Origin of the sequence: Roseicyclus persicicus, from assembly GCF_012395815.1 — a bacterium.
Lineage (GTDB): Bacteria > Pseudomonadota > Alphaproteobacteria > Rhodobacterales > Rhodobacteraceae > Roseicyclus > Roseicyclus persicicus.
Genome location: NZ_JAAZQQ010000008.1, coordinates 47,920 through 69,092, shown reverse-complemented (window position 1 = coordinate 69,092; position 21,173 = coordinate 47,920). Strand labels below are relative to the sequence as shown.

At 64.8% G+C, this 21,173-nt stretch carries 20 protein-coding genes; 3 read left to right on the top strand and 17 right to left on the bottom strand.

Annotated elements, in window-relative coordinates:
* Positions 1 to 169 precede the first annotated feature (169 nt).
* Positions 170 to 379 (bottom strand): hypothetical protein, encoded by a 210-nt coding sequence (locus HCU73_RS18450; protein ID WP_168624945.1) that lies wholly within the window; start codon positions 377 to 379, stop codon positions 170 to 172.
* 230 nt (positions 380 to 609) lie between these two features.
* On the opposite strand from HCU73_RS18450, the gene HCU73_RS18445 reads away from it, so the two are divergent.
* Both HCU73_RS18445 and HCU73_RS18440 read left to right on the top strand, forming a co-directional pair.
* Positions 610 to 2,373, top strand: coding sequence for an AAA family ATPase (locus HCU73_RS18445; protein WP_210730710.1), 1,764 nt, complete (start codon positions 610 to 612; stop codon positions 2,371 to 2,373).
* Between the two features lie 10 nt (positions 2,374 to 2,383).
* Positions 2,384 to 3,622 carry a hypothetical protein gene (locus tag HCU73_RS18440; RefSeq protein ID WP_168624943.1) on the top strand — a complete coding sequence of 413 codons (1,239 nt, stop codon included), beginning with the start codon at positions 2,384 to 2,386 and terminating at the stop codon, positions 3,620 to 3,622.
* A 25-nt stretch (positions 3,623 to 3,647) separates the two neighbouring features.
* Here the strand turns inward: HCU73_RS18440 and HCU73_RS18435 are convergent, their stop codons facing one another.
* From HCU73_RS18435 to HCU73_RS18420, 4 genes are all read right to left on the bottom strand, one after another.
* A complete protein-coding gene (locus HCU73_RS18435; protein WP_168624942.1) occupies positions 3,648 to 4,889 on the bottom strand; it encodes a DNA-methyltransferase in 1,242 nt (413 codons plus the stop codon).
* A gap of 165 nt (positions 4,890 to 5,054) precedes the next feature.
* A complete protein-coding gene (locus HCU73_RS18430) occupies positions 5,055 to 5,987 on the bottom strand; it encodes a DUF2493 domain-containing protein (RefSeq protein ID WP_168624941.1) in 933 nt (310 codons plus the stop codon).
* Between the two features lie 362 nt (positions 5,988 to 6,349).
* The gene (locus tag HCU73_RS18425; protein WP_168624940.1) at positions 6,350 to 7,381 is read right to left on the bottom strand and encodes a DUF7146 domain-containing protein; all 1,032 of its coding nucleotides are present in this window, start codon (positions 7,379 to 7,381) and stop codon (positions 6,350 to 6,352) included.
* 3 nt (positions 7,382 to 7,384) lie between these two features.
* Positions 7,385 to 11,746, bottom strand: a complete 4,362-nt coding sequence (locus HCU73_RS18420; protein ID WP_168624939.1) for a strawberry notch family protein — start codon at positions 11,744 to 11,746, stop codon at positions 7,385 to 7,387.
* A 179-nt stretch (positions 11,747 to 11,925) separates the two neighbouring features.
* Between HCU73_RS18420 and HCU73_RS18415 the strand changes: the two genes are divergently transcribed.
* Positions 11,926 to 12,222, top strand: coding sequence for a hypothetical protein (locus tag HCU73_RS18415; RefSeq protein WP_168624938.1), 297 nt, complete (start codon positions 11,926 to 11,928; stop codon positions 12,220 to 12,222).
* Positions 12,223 to 12,244: 22 nt separating this feature from the next.
* On the opposite strand, the gene HCU73_RS18410 is transcribed toward HCU73_RS18415, so the two are convergent.
* The 12 genes from HCU73_RS18410 to HCU73_RS18350 form a co-directional block, all read right to left on the bottom strand.
* Positions 12,245 to 13,267, bottom strand: coding sequence for a nucleotidyl transferase AbiEii/AbiGii toxin family protein (locus tag HCU73_RS18410; protein ID WP_168624937.1), 1,023 nt, complete (start codon positions 13,265 to 13,267; stop codon positions 12,245 to 12,247).
* On the bottom strand, positions 13,260 to 13,853 hold the full coding sequence (locus tag HCU73_RS18405; protein ID WP_168624936.1) for a DUF6088 family protein: 594 nt from the start codon (positions 13,851 to 13,853) through the stop codon (positions 13,260 to 13,262). Before HCU73_RS18405 ends, HCU73_RS18410 begins: the two co-directional genes overlap by 8 nt.
* 57 nt (positions 13,854 to 13,910) lie before the next feature.
* Entirely contained in the window at positions 13,911 to 14,555 is a 645-nt protein-coding gene (locus HCU73_RS18400; protein ID WP_168624935.1) for an antitoxin of toxin-antitoxin stability system, read from the bottom strand.
* Complete coding sequence (locus HCU73_RS18395; RefSeq protein ID WP_168624971.1) at positions 14,548 to 14,967, bottom strand: hypothetical protein; 420 nt, start codon at positions 14,965 to 14,967, stop codon at positions 14,548 to 14,550. Before HCU73_RS18395 ends, HCU73_RS18400 begins: the two co-directional genes overlap by 8 nt.
* 274 nt (positions 14,968 to 15,241) lie before the next feature.
* Complete coding sequence (locus HCU73_RS18385) at positions 15,242 to 15,619, bottom strand: DUF6915 family protein (protein ID WP_168624934.1); 378 nt, start codon at positions 15,617 to 15,619, stop codon at positions 15,242 to 15,244.
* Positions 15,620 to 15,629: 10 nt separating this feature from the next.
* Positions 15,630 to 16,121, bottom strand: a complete 492-nt coding sequence (locus tag HCU73_RS18380) for a DUF6878 family protein (protein WP_168624933.1) — start codon at positions 16,119 to 16,121, stop codon at positions 15,630 to 15,632.
* Positions 16,122 to 16,222: 101 nt separating this feature from the next.
* Positions 16,223 to 16,741, bottom strand: a complete 519-nt coding sequence (locus tag HCU73_RS18375) for a DNA repair protein RadC (RefSeq protein WP_168624932.1) — start codon at positions 16,739 to 16,741, stop codon at positions 16,223 to 16,225.
* A gap of 108 nt (positions 16,742 to 16,849) precedes the next feature.
* Entirely contained in the window at positions 16,850 to 17,290 is a 441-nt protein-coding gene (locus HCU73_RS18370; RefSeq protein WP_168624931.1) for a JAB domain-containing protein, read from the bottom strand.
* A gap of 125 nt (positions 17,291 to 17,415) precedes the next feature.
* Positions 17,416 to 18,615, bottom strand: a complete 1,200-nt coding sequence (locus tag HCU73_RS18365) for a DUF932 domain-containing protein (RefSeq protein ID WP_168624930.1) — start codon at positions 18,613 to 18,615, stop codon at positions 17,416 to 17,418.
* A 226-nt stretch (positions 18,616 to 18,841) separates the two neighbouring features.
* On the bottom strand, positions 18,842 to 19,366 hold the full coding sequence (locus tag HCU73_RS18360) for a DUF488 domain-containing protein (RefSeq protein ID WP_168624929.1): 525 nt from the start codon (positions 19,364 to 19,366) through the stop codon (positions 18,842 to 18,844).
* Positions 19,367 to 19,419: 53 nt separating this feature from the next.
* Complete coding sequence (locus HCU73_RS18355) at positions 19,420 to 19,791, bottom strand: DUF4186 domain-containing protein (RefSeq protein ID WP_168624928.1); 372 nt, start codon at positions 19,789 to 19,791, stop codon at positions 19,420 to 19,422.
* Positions 19,791 to 21,143 carry a replication-associated recombination protein A gene (locus tag HCU73_RS18350; RefSeq protein ID WP_338052138.1) on the bottom strand — a complete coding sequence of 451 codons (1,353 nt, stop codon included), beginning with the start codon at positions 21,141 to 21,143 and terminating at the stop codon, positions 19,791 to 19,793. Before HCU73_RS18350 ends, HCU73_RS18355 begins: the two co-directional genes overlap by 1 nt.
* Between the last annotated feature and the right edge of the window lie 30 nt (positions 21,144 to 21,173).

Below are 21,173 nucleotides of genomic sequence, written 5' to 3'. Positions count from 1 at the left end.
AAATACTTACGGTGAAGATCTCTGCCCGGACAGTACCTTGATTACATCGCTTCGCAGCCCCGCAACGAGCTTCTCGACAAACTCCACCGCCTAGTTCACTCCCTCGGCGCGCAGAACTAGCCGCTGACCGAGTCGGTAGCGGGTGTCGCCGCTCTTTGTGATGTAATCCTCATCGACAAGGCCCTGCCATGCTGATTTCGGCCTTGCTCACGCGCGAACCGTTGACGCGGAAGTCCACGGTGCAGCCGCGCATGAAGCGCTCAATCTGGGGACCGGAGCGGTAGATGCCGATGGGTGACGGTCCGCTGCCCATGCCGGAGCCGCCTGTGATGATTTCGGCGAGGGTGTCGATGGTCTGGGGCGAGAGAGGGAAGGGCATGACGATCAGTCTTGTGGGCTTGGCAAAGGGCGGCAGACAGCCACAAGAGCGCCGCAGGATAGCTTCATGCCTTGGACATCCCCAAACGGCCTGACGTCGCGACAACCCCTCTGGCGGGCTCCTGAGAGGCAAATAAGCCCCATTTATCGAATAGATAGACGATGCTCGCCTTCGGCGGTAGTGTCAGCAGCGCAGGCAGACGAAGAATTGCTTCAAGGTGGGCGGTGGTAATGGCGGATAAGTCAAAGATTTACGAAGTCGATTTCTTCAGATGGTTCAAAGACCGCCTGAAGGATAAGGGGCTTCAATTCTCACAATGCGGTTTCAAGCTCGGCCAAGGCTTGGGCTCGCGCCATGACATCAATTTAGAAACCGGCTTCTGGAAGGAGCCGAATTACTCGGCGAATAAACCGCCGCGATGGCTTTATCAGATCGAGCCTGACGGCGCGGGCTGGAAAGCCGTCAATCCTGCTGGCGGCGCGCTGAATCTCGGCGCGATCAACGCTTCTCAGGAGGACAAGGCGGGGGTGGTGTTCCGCCTGGTGCCGCTCGTGCGGCAGGAGATGAACGACTATTTTCAGGACGACAGCCTCGAAGTCCATGCGCTCTTTGTCTTCCACGGGGCAACGCCGCAAGGCTCTTCGGCGGAGCCGTTCCACTTCGATCCCGGTAGCGGGGCGATGAAGTTCAAAGGCGCTGCTCTGCCCTATCTACTTGCGGGACTTCTCGGGGTGCAGCCGCGCGAGCATGAGGTCGAGGTCTCGATTGCGGGGACGCCTCGCCCGCTGACCTATGGCGAAGTGATCGACGCCTTGGCGGCGGACATCACGGTCTCGCCTGAAGGTGGGGCGACAGGGGCGATCCCTGTCTATGACCTGAGCGATCAAGCTGAGTTCGAGCGCCTGAAAAAGGACATCGCCGACGCCTGGAAGGCGGCGGGGCCGGTCGCGCCTCTGGCGGCGGCAGCGGGCTCCGGCCTTGAAGACGAAGAAGATGAGGCAGCGGATGACGACGAGATCGTCGCGCCTGCCTCGCTGCATATCCCTGAGATGAGCGATCTTCTGGGGATCGACTCAGCGGTCTATCGCCAGATCAACGCCGCCCTCGCCTCGGGCAAGCGGCATATCATGCTCTACGGGCCTCCCGGGACGGGTAAGACGACGCTCGCCCGTCATATCGCCACGGTACTGACCGGCGGCAAATGGACGTTGGTGACGGGCTCTTCGGATTGGACCTCGCAAGACATCATCGGGGGCTATCAGCCTGTCGGCAGCGGGTCAGTGGCCTTCATTCCGGGGGTGCTGCTGCGCCGCTTTGACCGCCCGCTCATCATCGACGAGCTGAACCGCTGCGACATCGACAAGGTGATTGGGCCGCTATTCACGGTGCTGTCGGGGCAGCAAACCACCCTGCCCTACCGGCTCGACATCGAGGACAAGGACAGCCTGCAATATGTGATCCTGCCAGAGAGCAAGCCCTCGGCGGCGGCGCATGAGTTTGCGCCAGGGCTTCATTGGCGCTTGGTAGCGACGATCAATTCCATCGACAAGGCGTCCCTCTACCAAATGTCTTATGCGCTCGCGCGGCGCTTCGGCTGGGTCTATGTCGATGCCCCGCGTGATACGGCGGGCTTCATGGAAGCCTTCCTGCGCAAGGAAGATCCAACTTGGGCAGGACCGGCGGCAGGAGCCCCTTGCCCGCTCGCGTCCTTCTGGGAAGCCATCAACTCAGTGCGGGTGATTGGCCCTGCGCCAATTATCGACGCCATCAAAGCCGTCCAGGCGATGGAAGATGATGCGGCGTTCTTCGCCGCGCCGACGCCCTCGATGAAGGAGGCGCTGCTCGACGCGGTAGACATGGTGCTCTTGCCCATGCTCGACGGGATCGTCGTGCAGGATGCGGAGTTCCTCGCAGGCAAGGCTATCGAGGTTTTCGGCCTCGATGCTGCCCAGGGCGAACGGATCAAGACGCGGATGGCATCCGTGGCCGTGTAGCGAATCCGTGATGGAGACTCTCGACCGCGCCATCAATGATTATGCAGCGGGGGTTTTCCTGCGGTATTTCCGGCAGGGGACGCTGGCGGGGGCTGATAGCCCTCATCTCGATTTTGCGCGGGACATGGACTTGCTGCGCGCCCATTGGGCGTTGTCGGAGCCTGTGAGGGCGTTCCTGTCCTATGTGCTGAGCCATCGCCACGAAGCGCAAAGCCTGCTGCAATTCGTGCAACGGACGGACGATGCAGTAGCACGCGGGCGGATCGACGCGCGAGGCACGATGCTCGCGCGGCGGGTGGCCGGTCACCCGTCGCTCGTAATCTACGAAGAGCCCGTGCGCAGCTTCAACACGGGGCCGAACCAGGTGGTGGCATGGGTAGTCCATACCGTCTCGACCTATGCGGCGCGGCTCTTCGCCCTTCAGCCAGCGGGCTCGGCCTATGCGCGGCTTGTCGAAGAGACGATGGCGGATGTGACGGCGGTGAAGCGCCTCGATGCCTTGCGCGAGGTTCTGAAGAGCGTGGCCGTCCATCGCAGGCCAGGACCGGGAGCCCTGCGGGATGCGGCGCGCTCGCGGCGGATGATCTACCGGCTTGCCATTGCGGCCTATGACACGCTGGCGCAAGTTGAGGCCGGAGACGAAGAGGCGCTGCTGAGCGTTCTGCGCAGCACGTTGATCGGGCCCCTCGAACAATGGCGGCGCTTCGAGCTAGCTGTGGGGCTTGGGATCGGAGAAGCCCTTGCCGCAGAGACAGGCCAGCCGATGCGCCTTGCCTTGCTGGGCAAGACATCGGGAGCGCCAGTCATCTCCTGCGGTCGGTATGACATCTTCTGGCAGGGCGGCGGCGGGCTGTTCGCCCCGCCCGGCCTGGAACCGTCCGAAGAGCGCTTGGAGCGGGCTTTGGCTGCCTATGGGATGCAGCTCGCGGCGGATCGGCCTGACTTGGTGGTCGCCGACCGGCGAGCCGATCAAGCGGCATCAATCATCGAGGTCAAATATCTGGCTGGGGACACGGCAAGCGCCCGCTTCCGCGAGGCAGCGGGGCAGATCGTGCGCTATGCGCGCGGCTATAGGCCAGAGGCGGAGATAGACGGGCTTGTCCGCGCCTCGCTCATTGCCCTGAGTCGCGAAGCCCCTGCCCTTCTGGATGAAGCTGCGCCTGCGCCCCGCGTGGTGGATTTTGCGGGGCTGACTGATGGGCGGCTTCAGGCTTGGGTGCGGGAGCGGCTGCTTACTCCCCCTGCCTAGCGGGTCTAGGCAGGGGGAGGGGCTATCACTCGGCGGCGATCTTCGGCGATGCCTTCTTGCGCATCGAGGCGGGGCGCTGCGCTCCGCCGTCCTTGAAGAGCGGCACATCTTCTTCCGCGACCGGACGCGCACAGGGCGAGGCGATCTCGTAAGGAATGCCGCGATCCTTGGGGAGCGGCTGAAGCGTGGGCTCGAAGCGGGCGCGGGCACCGAGGAGATACTCCTCGGACAACTCGCAGCACGTCCAGCGGCGCTTAAGGTTCTCGGCCACGACGCCCGTAACGCAGGAGCCACCGAAGGGATCGACCACTAGGTCGCCGGGGTCGGTGAGGAAGCGGATGAAGTATTCGGGAAGCTGCGCAGGGAAGCGCGCGGGATGGATCGGGATGTTCTCGGCGCGGCAGTGATCCTGATAGCGCCCGTTGGACTCGGTGTTGGCGATGGCCAGCAGGTTCGGCGGGACGGAGCCGCCATTGTCCTTGTTGAACTTGTCAGAGATGTCATGCCCCGATGGGCGCAGCTTGGCCTTGTAGCCGTTCTTCAGCAGGTGCTCCATCGACTTGGAGTAGGGCTGAAGGACGCGCTTGTTATTGGCCTTGGGGAACGGCGTCTTCGAGAGCCACCAGACGGTGTTCACCGCGTCTTTGACGCGCACGCGGCGGACATTCACCCACTCGGCAGGGGTGGGGAGCTTCGAGGGGTTGAACCAGTAGTGCTCCTGGCACAGGTGGAAGCCGTATTCCTCGACGAGCATAACGAGCAGCTTGAAATGATAGAGGCTGCGGGTGGGCTGGCCTGGCACCCATGCGCCGCCGATGTCGATGACGAGGCTGCCGGTGTCCTTCAGGACGCGGTGAAACCCTTCAGCGAAGGGACGGAACCAGTCGCAGTAGCGATCTGCATCTTCATTGCCATAGCTCTTCTTGCGCACCAGACCGAAGGGCGGTGAGGTCATGATGAGATCGACGCTGTTCTCTTCAGCCTTGCTGAAGAGGTAGCTGCGGCTGTCGCCCCAAAAGATTTGCCCGTGATCGGTCTTTAGAAACGGGCGCAGGAGCTTCGCGGGAAAGTCGCGGGGGTTGGTTTTCTTCTCCCCCATGGAAAGCCCTTCTTCCTCGGTGAAGCGGCTGTGCAGGAAGCGGATATACTCGCTGAGAGAGGCATAGCCCTGAGCGGCAGCGGCAGCCTCGATCTCGGTGCGCTCTTCCTCGGTGAGGCGGATGTTAGCGGTTTTTGTTCTGGGATTCTCTGCTCTTGGCCGTGCCATCGGGTTCCTCACCTGTTTTACAAAGGCACCCTAGCTGAGGGTTTTCCGTGATACAAGAACCAGATGGATTAACTGCAACACAAAATTCAGCGTTGGCCTCTGGGTAGGCTTGCGGGACCTCAGAACCAGGTTGACGCTTTCAGCAGCGGCGAAGCCTAAGGGGGCTCACGCCCCCTTTTCGAACTTCATGACCGGGATGCCCAGCTTCTTGGCTTTGTCGGCGAGGTTCTCTTGGATGCCATTGCCCGGGAAGACGAGGACGCCGACGGGCAGCACATCCAGCATGGCGTCATTGCGCTTGAAGGGCGCGGCCTTGGCGTGCTTGGTCCAGTCGGGCTTGAAGGCCACCTGCGTCACGCCCCGGGCCTCGGCCCATTTGGCGGCGATGAGTTCAGCGCCCTTCGGGCTGCCACCGTGCAGGAGGACCATATCGGGATACTTGGTCCGGACCTGGTCGAGCTTGCCCCAGATCAGGCGATGATCGTTGAAGTCGGTCCCGCCTGTGAGGGCGACCTTGGGGCCTGCGGGGAGCATCACCTCGGTCTCCGCGCGGCGCTTGGCGGCCAGGAAATCGCGGCTGTCGATCAGCGCTGCGGTCATGTGCTGGCGGTTCACCATCGAGCCGGTGCGGGGGCGCCAGGTAGAGCCCGTGTGATGGACGAACTCGGTCGCGGCGTGATCGCGCATCATGTCCATGCAGTTGCGCCGTTCGATCAGGGTCATGCCTTCGGCCGTCAGGCGCTCGAGTTCGGTGGATTTCACCTCGGAGCCATCCTGCTCCCGCTGGAGGCGGCGTTGCGCCTGCTCGTTCTCGTCCAGCGACCGCTCGATCCGGGCCGTGGCGCGGTGGAAGAGGTTGACCTGACCCCAGAGCACCTCTTCGAGGTCGGGTTCCATGCGGGTGTCTTCCAGGGTCGCGACGAGGGCATCGAAGATGTCGGCGACGGCGACCGCGAGGCGCTGCCCATCGGGCATCGGGCGCGGATCGGGCTCGTCAAAGGGGCGGTAGCCGTAGAGCTGTAGCTCGTCGAGCGCATGGGCGGTCTGGGATGCGGCATGGGCGGGTTCATACGCGTCGTCGTGGGTGTGGAGCGTCATCTGTTGTTGCCTCCGGGCCTGTCTCGTCCGCGCGTCATCCCGCGCGGCCTTCATGGGCTGCGAAAGCCGTCACGGGGGACGCCCCTTCACCCCGCCTTCGGGGCCGGAACGCACGTGGAGGAGGACGGGGGGCGGCTGATTTGTCTCGCGATGCAAAGGCGGCTCTGCCGCCGGCGGAAATCAGTCGCCCCCCGTCCTTGAAGGGGCGGCCCCTTTGACGGTCGCCTGCCCATCTCTTGAAGGCCGTGTGGGTGACGGGTGGATGAGATTGCCCGGAAAGGGGCAAAGGTGATGATCCACACTCGCGACCGGAATGCGAGCCCCTGCCCCCGCACCCCCGACTGCCCTCTGCGCGATGCTGCTCAGCCGGATAGACGATGCCGATCCTCGGGCCCGATCTGCCCTGCCAGATGCTGGCGCAGTGCCTCCTTGCCGTACGCCCGGAGATCATCGTTGAAATCCCCGAGACGCGGCTCCAGCACCCGAACCGCAATCCCGGCAACAAGAGCTCTGGCGCTCAACCTCTCTGCCGCGCGTTGCCCGGCCTGATCGCGGTCTATGGCGATGTAAAGGCGCTGCAGCCCCTCCGGCAACTGGACCGCCCCGAGGTGACCCGACGAGAGAGCCGCCCAGACGGGAAGGCCGGAGGCCGCCTCGGACAGGGACAGCATGGTCTCGATGCCTTCGCCGACCACGAGGATGTCTTCATGCGGGGTCAGCCTGACGGCATTGCCAAGGAGGTGACCCATGGCACGCCGCTGCGTCTCGACATCCGCTTTCCCCTGACCGTCAAGAGCCAGCCAGGTGCGATGCACACCCTGAAAAGCCCCTGCCCCATCGGTGACCGCGGCGATCAGCGCCGGTCTGGGGATGCTCCGGGTCTGGCCCTCATCTCGATGCCAGCAGTTTGGGTGGAAGCGGAGCGCGCTCATCCTGCCGCCTTGGGTGATGCCCCGGGCGCGAAGGTAGGTGTCGGCAAGCGTGCCTGCGACCGGCACCGAGGCTGCAAACAATCGCGCCGCCGCCGCTGGCGTGCCACCGGGGGCTTTGGCCTTCTTCGGCACTGGCGTATTCGGGAGGACCGGCTGGGGACGGCCAAGATGCGCCCGGGCCTCGGCCAAGAGATCGGGAAAGCGCGAGATCCCGGTTCGCTCGCGGATGATGTCGAGAAGATCACCATGCAGTCCGACCGCCGCATCCTGCCACTTTCCGCGCGCGCCCGGTCCTGATGTGGGTCCAGTCAGCCGCACGAAGAGCGAGCGGCCGGGGTTGTTCTGCAGATCGCCCACTATCCAGTAGGACCCTTCCCGCCGTCCGGCGGGAAGGTAGGCGCGACACACGCTCTCTGCATTCTCCGCGAGTGCGCGGATCACATCTTCGGTCTCGGAATACATGGCTCAGCACCCTCCACGCGCATGTAGTCCTGTCACGGGACAACGTGCAAGCAGACGATCAAGCACTGCGATGCCGCTGGAGTCTGCTGGGCAGAAGAGCCGCAGCTTCCAGGCGATGATCTCCGAGAAGAACCCATCTGCCTTCAGCCGGTCTTTGGCGGCACCCAAAAAGCCCGACAGCTCGATCCGGTTGACGCCCATGACGCGCGAGCGGTGCAGCTCCATCCCTTCGGCCAAGCGCACGACCGTCTTGCCCTCCAGAACAAGGGCATGGACTTGCGCCGCCGTGAGCTTCGGCGCATCGGCGGCAAGTGTGGTCGCGACCCACGACGGCGAAACGCGGCGACCGATGATGCGCTGACCGTCATCGGTTTGCAGTCGGTAGACGCGGGTTTCATCCTGTGGGAGTTGCTTCCAGATCGGCAGCAGCAGCCCCGCCACGATGTGCAGCGTTGACTCGCTGAACTCCGGTACCTCGGCCAATTCCGCGGTCCAGGCGGCGGCGAAGGCCGCGCGCTCGGCCTCGAGCCAATGGGTGTCCTCCATGATCTTTGCCGGAAGGGTGCTGGCCTCCATCGGGCGGATCAGCCGCAGTCGAGGCTCGATGGTGCCGTCATCCAGCATCAGGCTGGTGGCAGGCACCTGCACGGCGGCGCGGCCCGACCGGCTGTTGACCAGAAGCCGCGCCTTCTGGTCGTCGAGCCAGTCGAGCGCATCCACGAGCGAGGTCGGCGTGTTGCGGCGCTTTTCTGCGATGGTCAGGAGCTGGGTTTCCGCGCCGGAGCCGGGATGGGTGTAGATCACCCGCGCGTCCGTGATGCGGAAGCTCTCGGCGCGCAGCGTCTCGAGCCCGAGGTCATAGACCCCGGCGGCGATGGCGCCCTCAATGCGCTGGTCGAGCAATTCCTCGAAGGCCGCGAAGAGCACGGCCTGCATGTCGATCGTCAGCGCGAGCAGGCGATTGAGGAAAGTCGTGATCGGGGGCAGGTCGTCTTTCAGCCCGTTGCCATCGGTGAGGCTGAGGCCGGTCGCATCCTCGAAGGCCCCGAGCGAGCAGCCCGCCACATCGCCGCGATAGATGCGGCGGTAGAGCTGGCGCAGGGCATCGCGGGCGTAAGGACTCTCGAGATTGTCCTCGGGCCGGAACAGCCCCTGCCCGCCGGTCTGGCGCTGACCGCGCGTGATCGCACCCAGCGTGTCGAGGCGGCGGGCGATGGTGGAGAGGAACCGCTTCTCCGCCTTCACATCGGTAGCAACGGGCCGGAACAGCGGCGGCTGCGCCTGATTGGTGCGGTTCGTCCGCCCCAAACCTTGGATGGCGGCATCGGCTTTCCAGCCGGGTTCCAACAGATAATGAACCCGCATGCGCTGGTTTTTCGCGCCGAGGTCGGCGTGATAGCTGCGCCCCGTGCCGCCCGCGTCGGAAAAAATCAGGATGCGCTTCTGGTCATCCATGAAGGCGGCGGTTTCCGCGAGGTTGGCGGAGCCGGCACGGTTTTCCACGACAAGCCGCGCGGCAGGACCCTCGCCCTTGCGAACGATGCGGCGCGAGCGGCCCGTGACCTCGGCCACGAGATCGGTGCCGAAGCGCTGGACGATCTGGTCGAGCGCGCCCGGGACGGGCGGCAGCGAGGCCAGCTTCTCGATCAGCGCATCGCGTCTGCGGGCGGCCTCGCGGCATTCCACCGGCTGACCATCACGCACCACCGGCCGGGACGACAGGTTGCCCTCGCTGTCGGTGAAGGGCTCGTAGAGCTGCACCGGGAAGGAATGGGCGAGATAGTCCAGGACGTATTCCCGCGGGGTGATGTCGACGCGGATGTCGTTCCACTCGTCGGTCGGGATCTCCGACAGGCGGCGCTCCATCAGCGCCTCGCCGGTCGAGACGATCTGGATGACGCACGCCTGCCCCGCCGCGAGATCGGCCTCGATGCTGGAGATCAAGGTGGGGGTTTTCATCGACGTCAGCAGGTGTCCGAAGAAGCGCTGCTTGGCGGATTCGAAGGCCGAGCGCGCGGCGGATTTGGCCTGGCGGTTCAGCGTGCCGCTCTCACCCGTGATGTTGGCCGCCTCCATCGCAGCGGCAAGGTTGTTGTGGATGATGGCGAAGGCCCCGGCATAGGCATCATAGATGCTGCGCTGCTCGGGGCTGAGCGCATGCTCGAGCATCTCGTACTCGACGCCATCATAGGAGAGCGACCGGGCTGTGTAGAGCCCGAGCGACCGAAGGTCACGGGCGAGAACCTCCATCGCGGCAACGCCGCCCGCCTCAATGGCCTCGACAAACTCCCCCCGCGTCGCAAACGGAAAGTCTTCGCCACCCCAAAGGCCGAGCCGCTGCGCATAGGCGAGGTTGTGGACCGTGGTCGCACCCGTGGCAGAGACATAGACCACGCGAGCATTGGGCAGCTTGTGCTGCAGGCGCAGGCCCGCCCTGCCCTGCTGCGACGCCTCGGTGTCGCCGCGCTCGCCCTTCGATCCGGCGGCATTGGCCATGGCGTGGCTTTCGTCGAAGAGGATCACCCCGTCGAAATCCGCCCCGAGCCAGTCAACGATCTGGTCGACGCGGGATTTCTTGGCGCCCCGCTCTTCTGAGCGCAGCGTTGCGTAGGTGGTGAAGAGGATGCCCTCGGTCAGCGGGATGTCGCGGCCTTGCGCGAAGCGCGACAGGGGCGTCACCAGAAGCCGCTCCTGGCAGAGGGCAGACCAGTCGCGCTGAGCATCTTCCAGGAGCTTGTCGCTCTTCGAGATCCAGAGCGCCTTACGGCGCCCACGGCACCAGTTGTCGAACAGGATCCCGGCCGACTGGCGGCCCTTGCCAGCGCCGGTGCCGTCGCCGAGGAAGAAGCCGCGACGGAAGCGAATGGCGTCAGGGGCATCCGCCGGTGCGGCCGAGACCATGTCGCCGGTCTCATCGACGGTCCATGATCCGGCGAGATACGCACCATGCGCTTCGCCCGCGTAGATCACGGTCTCAAGCTGGGCCTCGGAGAGCAGACCGTCGCGCAGCACGGCAGGCGGGAGTTTCGGACGATAGGAGGGTTTCGGGGGCGCGACCGAGGCCATCGCCGCCGACTGCACGAGCTTGGTCGGGTGCGGGGCCGCCCCAGGGATGTCGATCGCCTGCAGGCGGAAGGTCTCGTAGATCGCGTCCGACAGGCGCGCGGCGCCGAGATCGTCCGCCGTCTCGCGCAGGGTGTAGCCGAGGTCTTCGGCATCTGGCGCTGCGACAATTGCATTGGCACTGGCCGATGACGTTGCCCCCAAATGTCGAGCGGGAGGGCCGGACGTACGGGCTGGTTTTTCCCGGAAAGGGGAAGTGGGCTGAGGGCGAGGCAGCGCGCCCTCTTCCAACTCGAGGCGCGGGGGGCACTCGGCCACGATCCGGGTGAGGAGCTGCGGCGCATCGACGGACATCGCCCGAGCCAGATCGGCGGTGATCCCACCCCGTTCGCCGCCGCGGCACTTGTCGAAGACCGAAATCCGCGTCTCGAAGCTGGTGCCATGCTTGGCGAAGGCGGCACCGGACACAGCGCCGGTGAAGACGAGATGGGCCGTCTCCGTCAGCCGGGCGAAAGTGTCGACCCAAGCAGGGGCATCGGGCGCAAAACCCGCCCCCGTGATGGCGACCAGACGCCCGCCGGGGGCCAGCCGGGCAAGGGCCGAGCGCAGGTGCCGGGCCGTCGCATCAGTGCTGCGGCCATCGACATTGGCCACAGCCGAAAACGGCGGATTCATCAGGATGACGCTGGGGCGCAGCCCTGCGTCGAGGTGATCGTCGATCTGCGCGGCGTCGAAACTGGTGACGGGACGCCCCGGAAAAAGGAGGCGCAGAAGGTCGGCGCGGGTGTCGGCCAACTCGTTCAGCGCAAGGCTGCCACCCGCGATCTCAGCGAGGATCGCCAGAAGCCCGGTCCCGGCCGAAGGCTCAAGGACCAGGTCACGCGGCGTGATCTGTGCGGCGGCCAGTGCAGCGAGCCCCATGGGCAGCGGCGTCGAGAATTGCTGGAACCGCTCCATCTCCTCCGAGCGCCGGGTATGCGTCGGCAAGAGGCCCGCCACCTTGGCAAGGATCGGCAGCAGTGCCGCAGGCGATCCAGCACGGGCCAGCAGCGCGCGGCCGAATTTCCGCAGGAAGAGGACCAGCGCCACCTCGCCCGCCTCATAGGCGAGCTTCCAGTCCCAGGCGCCGTCGGCATCGGAGCCGCCAAAGGCGCGCTCCATCTCTACGCGCAGGCGCAGCGCGTCGATCTGGAAGCCCTGCGCGAGATCAGGCTGCAGTGCCTCGGCCACGGCGAGGATTGCGGGCGCGGGTTCAGTGGACGGAACAGGAACGGGAGGCGCAACAGGCACGAGATAGGTCATCGGGAAACTCCGGAATGAGGGACAGGGATAGGCCCGGACACCCTCTCTCTCGGGCACCCTCAGGCCTGATCTTCCCCGACCCCTCTCTCCCTCTCGAACCGGTGCGTTCCGTTCGCTTGGCTTGATTTTGTTCCTGTTATGTTCTATATTGAGGGCCAAGCTAGAAAGGGAGTTTCCCGATGGACAGCACCACATACACCCTGCCCGCGACACCGAAGCAGATCGCCTATGCGCGGTCACTCGCCCTGCGCAACCAGACCCTCCTGCCTTGGGAAGTTCAGCAGGACCGTCGGTTGCTCAGCGCCTGGATCGAGGCGCAGGCCCATCTGAAACCGGTCTCCAACATGGACCGGCTGCCGACATCAAAGCAGGTGGCCTTCGCGGAGAAGCTCGCCCGGATCAAACGGCGCGCCGTTCCGGAGGAATGCTTCCGCGACAAGGAGCTCATGTCGAAGTGGATCGACGGGAATAAGTAGCGGGAATCTTACGAAAAGATGGTCAGTCAGGCTTGAACGCTGCATTGGCCTTGCGCGCGATGCCCGCGCAACGGTCCATCAAGTCGCCAAAAGGCTCTGGTGTTGATGCAAGCAGGCCGTCCTCGACCATCCGGCCATAATCGTCAGCGAGAGCGTCGAGGGCTGCACCGCTTGGGGCCAGCTGGAGTTGACCACAGGTTGCGGCGCCGTAATCGATCCACGTGGCATCCGCCGCCTTCTCTGCAAAGAACATCGTCTTGTGCCGGGCGACAGCGGTCGCAAGCGCGCGATCTTGGATGGCCGCAGCGGCGATGCCCGCATCGTCCAACCGGGCGACATCATGCCAGTGGCGAGAAAAGCGATCCCCTCGCATACGGTTTTGCAAACAGAAGACGTGGATCGCTGTCGCCTTTTCCCAGAACGTCCGTTCCGCATGCATCACACGCGGGCGGGCAGTGGGAAACTCCACGCCTGCGATCACCGACGCGGCATCGCAAACGATATCGCGTGGGGATGCGGGCTCTCCTGTAGAACGCGCACCGAATTCCAGCATCACGCTCGGAGAAACGTATCCCGTGCCGCGCGCGAGGTGTGGGTAGTCGATGAACAGCTTGTCGCCGTCAGTCCGAAGCCTGGCATCGATCCCTTCCCGATCAATCGCCTGCTGCAGGATCGGCTCGACGGTCCCGGCCACCCATTCAGGCAAGGCGTGTCGAACACGTTTCGACCAGCGCCGCTCTTCACTGGATGTGGCGGGCATGGCGTCTTCACGGCCCTCGAGCAGATCCGGGATCAGCGCCCGGATATCGAAGGTCAGATCCACATCCTCGGAAAACCGGTCAATGACCTGGTAGGCCTTCGACAGAGAGGTGCCACCCTTGAAGACGAGGTTTGTGCCAATGGGCGATCCAAACAGCTGCTGGATCGCCCAGACCACCCAGACGTCCTTTTCGAGGAGGTGGGCGGGCCGGCCAAGCCGATCGGCTGCAACGCCAAGAGCATCCAGTCGGTCGTTGGCGTCGAGGCGCAGGAATGCCTCAGCCATGGACCATCTTTCCGATCAATCGTGCCAGCCAAGTCGGGAACTGCGGCGCGGCGGATACCAGTTCGGTCTTTGCCGCCTCCGTGAGCTTGGATCGCAGGATTTGCAGGGCCTTGGGAGCCTCATCCGGTCCAAGCCATGCCAGAGCGCGGACGGCCTGGCCCGAGGTCTTGTTCCCAAGAGCCAACTGCCAACGCGGCGCATGACGCAGTTCGACCGCTTGCCGCCCAAGGTTCAGCACGCGGCTTCGACCGGAGGTGAGGTAAACCGACTTGACCGGCACCTGTGTCGTGAGGCCCAGAGCGTTTGCTGCAGCAGCACCGCTCGGCACGATCGTCTCGCCCCGCTGCACTGCGAGCGCTTCAATCGCCTGTTCAGCGGACGGACTGCGCGGGCCAAAGCGTGTCTGGACCGGGCGCATGTAGATGCCGCGTCCCGCACGGATCAACTCGCCGCGCGCGGCCAGACGCGACAGCGTCTGATCAACCGCCGCGCGCGAGCCAAGGTGCAAGAGCCCCTTCGCTGCCAAGGGCACCCCCTCCGGCAACGTCGTAGCGACATTCATAATGCTCTCGGCCATGCGCTCCATGATCGCTCCTTTGTCAGAAACATACGCGGTTTTCTGACAGTTTTCAACCGTGCGCCCTTACCCGAAGCGACGCCCGGCTTCCGTGAACGTGTAATCGTTGACGATGATCCCCTCCTCGATGGCCTCATCCGAGGTGAGGTGGTCGTATTCCGCCTCAAGCTGGCGGTAGAGCCAGCGGGCCAGATCACGCAGCGCCTCGGTCACGATCTCCTCGGCATCTTCGGTCGGCGGCTGCCAGGTCGGGCTGTCCCGCGTGACGTCCACCGACATTGTGTATTCGTGATAGTAGCGGCCCCGATGGCTGACCTCGGCGGCGAGCTGGTAGAAGTTCCGGCGCTGGATGGCCTGCAGCCGGTCCGCGATGCCATGCAGCGTCGCGTCGGTCGGGGCGTAATCCCGGATGCGCGCGGCCGCGCCTTTGGCGTGGGACCAATAGCCCTCGAAGCAGGCGCCGTCGCCCTGGCTCCAGAACCCGGAGAACCAGATGCAGGGCTTGGTCCGCGCCCCGCCGCCCATCAGGCGGATGGGGGTGGTCTTCAGGCGGATACCGAGGACCTCGCAGACCCGCTCAAAGTCCTCATAGACCGCGTCCCACCAATCGTCGTGGGGCCCGAGCTCGCGATACCAGCTACGCGCCTTTTCCTTGGCGGCCTCCGAGAGTTCGGGAAACTGGTAGACCGTGGTGCAGATCACCTCAGGCATCGGCGTCCTCCCCGTTCAGCGCGGTGACCAGCCACTCCTGGCTGCTGGTCCAGCCGATGGATTTGCGAGCGCCGAGATCGATAACATGCGCGCCGCCGCCGAAGGCGTCGAGGCGGGGCCGGGAGCAGGTCAGGGCATACTGGAAGCCCCAGAGGCCGATGAGCTCGAGCTCTTCTGCGAGGCGCAGCACGAAGCGGATGACGGCTTCGACATCGCCGTGGTCCTCGTCATGGATCCAGAGGGTGCTGCCCTCGGGCGCGTCCTGGCGCACGAGGTCAAAGCCTGCAACCTCCGGGTCCTCGGCATCCTGATCGGCTTCGCGCAAGCTCTGGAACAGGGCGAGCGCGCGGGCAGCTTTGTCGGGGGTGCCGACGTCGAGCAGACATGAGAAGTGGGTGAAGTAATCCGCCATGGGGACCTCCTGAATGGGGAAGACCCGGCCGAGAGGCCGGGCGCTGGATTGGGATGAAAGGGTGGTTGGGAGCGATCCGCCGGATGGCGGATCGCCCGCCGCCTGTCGCGCGGCATGCGCGCAGAGCATCTGCCGGTAGAAGCGCTTGCGCGCGGCCCGGAAGCCGCGAACGGCGCGCGTGTCGGTGTGAAGCGCCCGGACCGCCGCGCGCAGGACGGCGTATGGCGATACCGTCAGTGGAAGGCCGAGGCGCTGATAGGCCGGATCGGTCATCTCAGGTGACCTCGACCACGGGCGAGGCGAAATACGGGTCGACCAGCGCCTCGGTCCGCTCGGCCCGGCCCATCCAGGGTTCGGGCCGGATGGCCTTCGCCCAATCGGCAAAGCTCGGGATGAAACCGAGGTCTTCTTTCACATGCTGCTCTCCGACCCATCGGGTCGGGATGATGCGCCCGGTCGAGAGGATCAGGGTTGTCCCGAAGATCGTCTCGGCCATGAAGATGCCCTCGGCATGGTGACGCAGCGCCCGGTGCCGGAAGTCGGCTGTGATCTCCTTGCTCTGGTCGAACCAGGCATGCACCGCCATGAAATCCTCGACCGTGCCGCCCCATTTCTTCACCGAGGAGAGGGCGTGGTGATAGGGATGTGCCATCGCCGCACCCTCAGAAATCATGGGTGAAGAGTTCGGACGAGGTGTACCGCTCGTTGAACTCGAGATGGATGCAGCGGGCCGCGGCGTCGAAGCAGAATTCGCCCCAGGCACCGTCGTTGTTTTCCCAGCCGCCATGGGTGTCGGAGAGGAAGTCGTAGGCGAGTTGCTCGACGACATCTTCCAGCGAGAGCTGCCGCATCTCGACCTCGGGGTCGTCCCAGGTGAGCGCGGCATACTCGATCTCGGTCGCGGGGAAATCGACGGCGGTTTCACCAGACCATGCACCGATACTTTCGATCTGGCCGCTGTCCCCCGCACCGTCGAAGGTCACGGTGACATGGGTGATGCCAGCGGCCATGAGACCGTCGAAGAGGCGGTCCTTGTTGCCGGGGCGCAGTGCGTCGATCCGGGCCGCGCGTTCGGCATGCGCCGCGAAGATCTGCGCCATGTCGACGGACGAGGGTGTCATCGGCGGCGTGAGGGTGGGTTCGGTCAGGGTCATCGTGAGTCTCCGCTAAGGTTAAGGGATCGGAGCCGGTCCGGGCGATCTCTCTCCCCCGGACAAGCTCCAAATCCCCCCTGCCCTCCTCTGCCTCTCGGGCCTCAGGCAGCGACTTGCAGCGCCCGGGCGGCAAAGGCGCGCCAGAGCGGGTCTACGAGACGCCCATCCAGAAGATCGGCGCGGTGGCGCAGCCGTTGCGCCAGATCCGGCTCGGCCCAGGCAGTCGCGCGGCCGGCCTGCGCGCGCAGCTGGCTCGCCTCGGTCACGACGCCCCGCGCTTCAGCCGCGCTCGTGACCGGGTGGCACCAGGCGACAGCGTGGTCGCTGTCGGCCCCGGCCAGCACAAGGCGCTCGTCGCGATCGAGTATCGCCAGAAGCTGGGGCGTGGCATCCGTGGCCATGCCCTCGGCATGGTCGATCGCGCCCTGCATGGCATCGGCCAGCGTCGCAAAGCGCGCGAGGACCAACGGCGCGGCCCGGCCCGACATCAGATCCGCAGGCCTGCGGCGCGACAGGGTCAGGGCAAAGGGGTGGTTGGGATCAGCATCGCCCACAGCGAAAACCGGCGAGAAGCCTCGCGGGCCGGTGGTCGGGTGGATGGGCAGGGGCAAGTCGAACATGGGGAAATCTCCGACGGCGCGGGAAGCCTCTCTCCCCGCTTCATCCGTCAAAGACCAAACCGCCGCCCTCGTCCTCGAAGGGGCGGCGGTGATGGGTCCGATGGGCCTTCAGAGCTTGCCGAGGGCCCGCAGGCTTAGCTCTGTCCCGGCGCCGACGATGATGTGGTCGTGCAGCGTCAGCCCGAGGTACTTGCAGCCCTTCTGGATTTCCTTGGTCATGCTGAGATCGGCCTCCGACGGCGTCGGATCGCCCGAAGGGTGGTTGTGGATCAGGATCAGGGCGCTGGCGTTCAGCATCAGCGCTCGCTTGATCACCTCGCGCGGATAGACCGGGACAAGGTCGACCGTACCGGTCGAGAGAAGCTCATCCGAGATGATGCGGTTCTTGCGGTCGAGATAGAGGACGTGGAAGCGCTCGATGGGGCCGCGAACGGTGAGCGCACAATAGTCCATCAGCGCCTGCCAGCTGCCGATGACCGGGTTCTGACTGAGGTAGCGACCGAGGATGTCGCGGGCCTCGAGGACGATAGTTTCTTCCTGGGGGGTCATGGGGGTCTCGCTGAACTGCGCAGGCCGAAGCCGCGTGCCCTCTCGGGACGGGGCCAGTGGCATGCATTTGGAAGGGGAAAGCGCGACCGCCGCAGATGCGGGCGGTCGCGTTGTCGGGGCCGACGTCAGCCGACCCGGTCGAGGAGCTTCTTGGCGCGCCCTTCCATGTCAAGGCGGGCGTCCTGCTGGGTCTTGTCACGAGCAAGCCGCGTGATGCCCTGCACGAAGTCGAAGATGCTCTCTGGCGGGCGGCCTTCCTCCATCAGCACCTTCTCGATGATCTTGCCCGACTCCGCCTTCGAGAAGCCCCGCTTGCGCAGGAAATCCGCGCGATCTTCGTCGCTGCGCGCCACGATCTGCTGCCGCGCCGCCTTGATGCCGTTCACGAAGCCCTGCGGCGAGGAATTGGCAAACCGCGTCAGCGCGGGGGCAGCCTCAAGGGCAAAGCGGGAAGCCGCGTATTTGGAATGGCGGATCTTGATCTCCTGGAAATCCTCGACGCCCCAGAGGTTGCGGTTTTGGCACACGGCACGGAGGTAGAAGCTCGCCATGCCGAGGGTCTTCGCCCCCACCTCGGAGTTCCAGCAATAGAAGCCCCGGAAGTAGAGATCGGGGGAACCGTCGGGCAACCGGCCCGCCTCGATCGGGTTGCGATCATCGACCAGGAACAGGAAGACGTCGCGGTCGGAGGCATAGAGCGTGGTCGTGTCGCGGCTGATTTCGACATCGGGGTTGTAGACCCCGGTCGACCAGTCGAGCACGCCCGGTACCTTCCAGCGCGTGTCGCCGGTGCCATTGCCCGCGATCCGCTGTACCGCCTCGACCAATTCATGGTCATGGATGCGGCCATAGTCGGGGCCGGTCACCGCGCGCAGTTCGGTTCGACCATCTTCCGTCTCGAAGGTCTTCACCTGCTCGGCGCGGTGGTTGGTCAGACCGTATTGCAGGTTGATCCCCGCCAGCGGCGCGGGCAGCTGCCGCAGGTAGGAGGCAGGCGCGCCGACGATGCTGGCAAGCTGGCCGAAAGCCCAGTGCGTGGGCGCGACCGGCTCCTGCGCCTTCGGCAGCATCAGGTGCAACCGCTCGGGGTTGTCGCGCGCGGCCTCGACGCGGATGTCGGCGGTCTGCACCACACGGCTGCGGCTGCGGTCGGACCGACCCTTCACCGATGCCCAGAGATCATCGAGCGACAGATACCGCTCGTCATCGGGCCGGTTGAGCCATTCGGACGACACCCGCCCGTTCCGCTCACCCCGGCTCACATCCACTTTCCAGCCACCGGCTCGCATCGGTGCGACCGGATCCAGAACTTCCACAACGCCCATCGCTTATCTCCCGCGACGGGCGCCGGGAGCCACTCTCCCAGCCCTCAACCCGTCACCGGGAAACCGGCACTCCTCTTACTCTGACCGACGTGAAGGGCGGAGAGCGGTCGTTGGGCGGTTGGTGGTCGCGGGCTGCCTAGCCGCGACACCAGAGTTTGCTGTGCGTCTTCATGGAACCGCTTAGTCAACGGGAACGATCTCGATTTCGGCGAGATCCCTCATTCGGTTAACCACGCAATGGTCTCAGGTGGTCGATCACGACCCCGTGCAAAGCGCTCAACCTTTGTGCAATCAAGGACCGGTGACATGCCTCGGGACTGCACTCGACGCAAAGCAATGCCGCTACGCCATCCTGCGGCAACCCCGAAAAAATCGCCGTGAGGTCGGCAGGGTCAAGGATTTCATCAGTGTAGCGTCGGATATACTCGCTTGCGAGCTTCTGACGTGAGCGTTTGCCCACCCCAAGGCGGTTGTCTTCCGCATACTGGAGATGGCGCAATTCGGTGGTGGGAGCGAGTTCTGGACGGTGCTCATATCCTATCTCTGCGTCGAACAGTGCCGCTTGCAATCGGCGGGAGTTTGCCCAGGCATAATCAGGGCCGCGAACACCGCGTCGCTGGCGTACATCAAGCAAGCGACGGACATTCGCGCTCTTCAGACGATGCAGGAACGACACGGCGTCGAAGCCATAGACGCCGATCGTCGCTACCCTCAACTCCGGACCGGCTGGTCTCACGATGGCGTCGGACATTGGCTGCCACCTTTCATCTGATGGATGTCTATCGCTCACATGCTTGAACCCACTCATGGCGGGGTACCTTGATCAGCGCATTGTCCGGCAATCCAGCGGCAGATCATCTCCACCACCTGGCGTTGCTCCGCCGAGCCGAGCGCCCGCCCCGCAGAGAACTTGTGCCAACGCGCCAGGCAGTTCCGGCAACAGGTCGCGGTGGCGTGCTGAGCGACGAACACCGGATGCCCGCGATAGGGTGTCTGGCGACCATCATTGCGCGGCTCGGCCGGTGCCAGTCGCCGTTCGATCAAGTCTTCGGCGTGCATTCGGATGATTGCGGGGCCGCGCAAAGCCACCATTGCCCGGTCCCTGTCAAGCAGACGGAACCTTGCCCGGAAGGGATCCTGGGCAAGACGGTTCAGAATGGCATCCAACGCGTCCATCAGCTTTTCGCCCCGCGAATGGTGCTGCGAAGTCCCGGAAGGTGGTCATGCAGGACGCGCTCCGCGCCATGCCGCGTGGGACGGTAGTAGTCCTTCCCCACCAGGTCATCCGGCGGATACTGTTGCTCAAGCACGCCGTCGGGGGCGGCGTGCGGGTAGCGATATCCTATGGCGTTTCCCAATTCCCTCGCACCCGCGTAGCGGCCATATCTCAGGTGGGCTGGCACAGCCCCGACAGCACCCGCCCGGACATCCGAAATCGCCTCGTCCATGCCGCCGATGACGGCATTGGACTTCGGAGCCGTCGCCAGATGCACGGTGGCCTGCGCCAGCGCCAGGCGGGCCTCCTGCATCCCGACCATATCGACGGTATGAGCCGCCGCGACGGCAGCGAGCAATGCAGTGGGATCGGCCAGCCCGACGTCCTCGCTGGCATGGACCATGAGCCGCCGCGCGATGAAACGCGGGTCTTCTCCAGCCACGATCATTCGGGCCAGGTAATGCAGGGCGGCGTCGACATCGGAACCACGGATCGACTTGATGAACGCGCTGATAACGTCATGATGCTGATCGCCTTGACGATCATACCGCACGGCAGCCTCGGTGATTGCCCGTTCCACGGCCGGAAGGTCGATCACCGAGCGACCTGTATCCGCCAGACCATCGGCGCTTGCCTCCAGCGCTGTCAGGGCGCGGCGGGCATCGCCTCCGGCAAGGCGCACCAAGGCATCCATGGCTTCGGTCGATATCGAAACCGAACCATCCAGGCCACGCGGGTCTGCTACCGCTTTGTGCAGCAATCCACGGACCTCGTCTTCGGTCAGAGATTGAAGCTGCAGCACCAGCGACCGTGACAGCAGCGGTGCCACCACGGAAAACGATGGATTCTCCGTGGTGGCCGCCACGAGCAGCACGATGCGATTCTCGACGGCCCCAAGCAGCGCGTCTTGTTGCGTCTTCGAAAAACGATGCACTTCGTCGATGAACAGAATGGTCTGTTCGTCATGCCGATCACGACGTCGGCGTGCATCTTCGATGACCTCACGCAGTTCTTTCACGCCGCTGGAAAGCGCCGACAAAGCGACGAAATGACGAGACTCGACGGCAGCAAGCAGGCCAGCAATCGTTGTCTTTCCCGTGCCTGGGGGTCCGTAGAGCACGACCGATGTGGCTGTTCCGCCTTCTACGAGCCGCCGTAGCGGCGCGCCCATTCGCAGCAGGTGCGTTTGCCCGACGACTTCATCAAGCGAACGTGGTCGCATCCGCACCGCCAGCGGTGCGGATGCCCGAACCCGCTTCTCGGGGCGAGTTCCGGATGTCGTTTGGCCGAATAAGCCTTCCTCCACGACCACGTTCTCCTGGCTGTTGTTTCTCAGTCGTTG